The sequence below is a fragment of the Burkholderia sp. Bp9090 genome (assembly GCF_003857985.1).
Taxonomy (GTDB): Bacteria; Pseudomonadota; Gammaproteobacteria; order Burkholderiales; family Burkholderiaceae; genus Burkholderia.
The window spans coordinates 1-2,172 of sequence record NZ_QTPV01000092.1 but is presented as its reverse complement, the minus strand read 5'-3'; the positions used below and the strand labels follow the sequence as shown (position 1 = coordinate 2,172).

At 67.8% G+C, this 2,172-nt stretch carries 1 protein-coding gene; it reads left to right on the top strand.

Annotated elements, in window-relative coordinates; genetic code table 11:
- Positions 1–194: 194 nt before the first annotated feature.
- Positions 195–1,211, top strand: coding sequence for a HoxN/HupN/NixA family nickel/cobalt transporter (locus DIE16_RS36160; RefSeq protein WP_260426328.1), 1,017 nt, complete (start codon positions 195–197; stop codon positions 1,209–1,211).
- Positions 1,212–2,172: the final 961 nt, after the last annotated feature.

Sequence of the window (2,172 nt, the reverse complement as noted above, 5' to 3'; positions counted from 1 at the left end):
CTCTCCTGACGTCCTTAAAGTCAGGCGTCAGGTTACGCAATCGCTCCCAAACCCTCCACGGTTTCCTGCGATGAACCTTTTTTTCGTCCGTCGAACGCAGCGATGCGACCGGCCGGCGACGTTTTTGATCGGCACGCCAGGCATTTTTTTCGCATGCCACAATGCATCGCGATTCGTCCGACGGAACCCTGCCGATGCCACGCCGCCCTGCCCTGCGCCGCCTGCTGATGCTGTATGCCGGCCTCATCGCCGCGAACGTCGCCGTCTGGCTGTGGGCACTCGCGGTGCTGCGCGACCATCCGCTGCTGCTCGGCACCGCGGCGATCGCGTACGGGCTCGGCCTGCGTCATGCGGTCGACGCCGATCACATCGCCGCGATCGACGTCGCGACGCGCAAGCTGATGCAGGACGGCCGGCGTCCGGTGACGGTCGGCCTGTTCTTCTCGCTCGGCCACTCGACGATCGTGATCGCCGCGACGCTCGGCATCGCGCTGAGCGCGTTCGCGCTGCGCGACCGCTTCGACGCATTCCGCGAGATCGGCGGCACGATCGGCACGGCCGTGTCGGCCACCTTCCTGCTCGTGCTCGCGTGCATCAACCTGGTGATCCTGCGCGACGTGTGGCGGCGCTATCGCGGCGCGCCCGATCACGCGCACGACGCCGCGCATGCACATCCTCCGGCCGGCCTCGTCGGTCGGCTGCTGCGCCCGCTGTTCCGCTTCGTGTCGAAGAGCTGGCACATGTATCCGGCCGGGGTGCTGTTCGGCCTGGGTTTCGATACTGCAACCGAAATCGCGCTGCTCGCGATCGCGGCCGCACAGGCGAGCCACGCGCTGCCGCTCTATACGGTCATGCTGTTTCCCGCGCTGTTCGCGGCCGGCATGACGCTGATCGACTCGACCGACAATGTCCTGATGATGCATGCGTACGGATGGGCGATGGACGACCCGCGGCGCAAGCTGCTCTACAACGCGAGCATCACGCTGCTGTCGGCGGCCGTCGCGCTGGCCATCGGCGGGATCGAGGCCGCCGGCCTGCTCGCCGACAAGCTGTCGTTGACGGGCCCCGTGCGCGATGCGCTCGATGCACTCGGGGAACGCTTCGGCGCGATCGGTTACGGCATCGTCGCACTCTTTCTCGTCGCCTGGATCGCGTCGATCCTCTGCCATCGCTGGCCGCGCGCTGCCGACACGACGGCGCGCCAGACGTAGTCAGACGTTTCAGTTCGGAAACAAAAAGCTCACGACGACGTATCGCACGCTGTCGCGCACTCCGTGCGCGCCTTGCGCCGCGGGCATAGCCGGCCGGTGGCACGAATCTCGCAGTTAGGGATTCGCACGGCGGGCCCGCGTGCCGACTCGTGCTCGCGGCTGGCCTCCGGCGCCGGCCGGACACACGTCGGCCGCCGAAACGACACTGCATCGTTGCTGGTCCCCTGCTCCACACGTTGATGAACGCGCGTGTCGAGGCATCGCGCGCATCGGGAGGCCAATGATGAGCAGAACGAAACAACTGTCCCGCACGACGGGACGGTGCTATCGCATGACCCTGCTGGCCGCAGCCGCGATTGCGTGCTGCTGCTCGTATGCCGTCGCGCAGGACACGACAACCGTCGTTCCTGTGACCGTGCTGCCGGGTGACGGCACTTCCACCACCCCATCCGCCCAGATCGAGCAGAACGCGGCGCCTGACGCCACGTCCAGCGCGGACACCGTGATGATCTTGGCCGAAAACGCTGCGTCATGTGCGGCCAACCCGGCCGCTTGTGCGATGCGTGTGTATGCCGGCGGCGGCAATGGCGGAAATGGCGGCCTCGGTAGCGGCGGAACGACCGGAAGCGGGAGCGCCAGCACGGGTAGCGGCGGAAACAACGGCAATGGCGCCGTCGGCCCCGCAGGCGTCGGCGGGACAACGGGCGGGACGAACGGCTCGGTTGGCTCGGGGGGCACCGGCCGCGGCGGCAATGCCGCCGGCAGCGGGGGCTCAGGCGGTGGTACTTCGGGCGGTGGTACTTCGGGCGGTGGTACTTCCGGGGGTGGCACTTCCGGAGGCGGTACTTCCGGAGGCGGTACTTCCGGAGGCGGTACTTCCGGAGGAGGACAATCCGAAGTAGCAGGATCACTCGGAGCCGCAGGCCACGGAGACGGAGCCGACGGAGAAGGAGGACACGGA

What these genes read in the sequence shown, in the direction of transcription:
- DIE16_RS36160 (WP_260426328.1), top strand. Translation starts at nt 195, where the DNA reads ATGCCACGCCGCCCTGCCCTGCGCCGCCTGCTGATGCTGTATGCCGGC.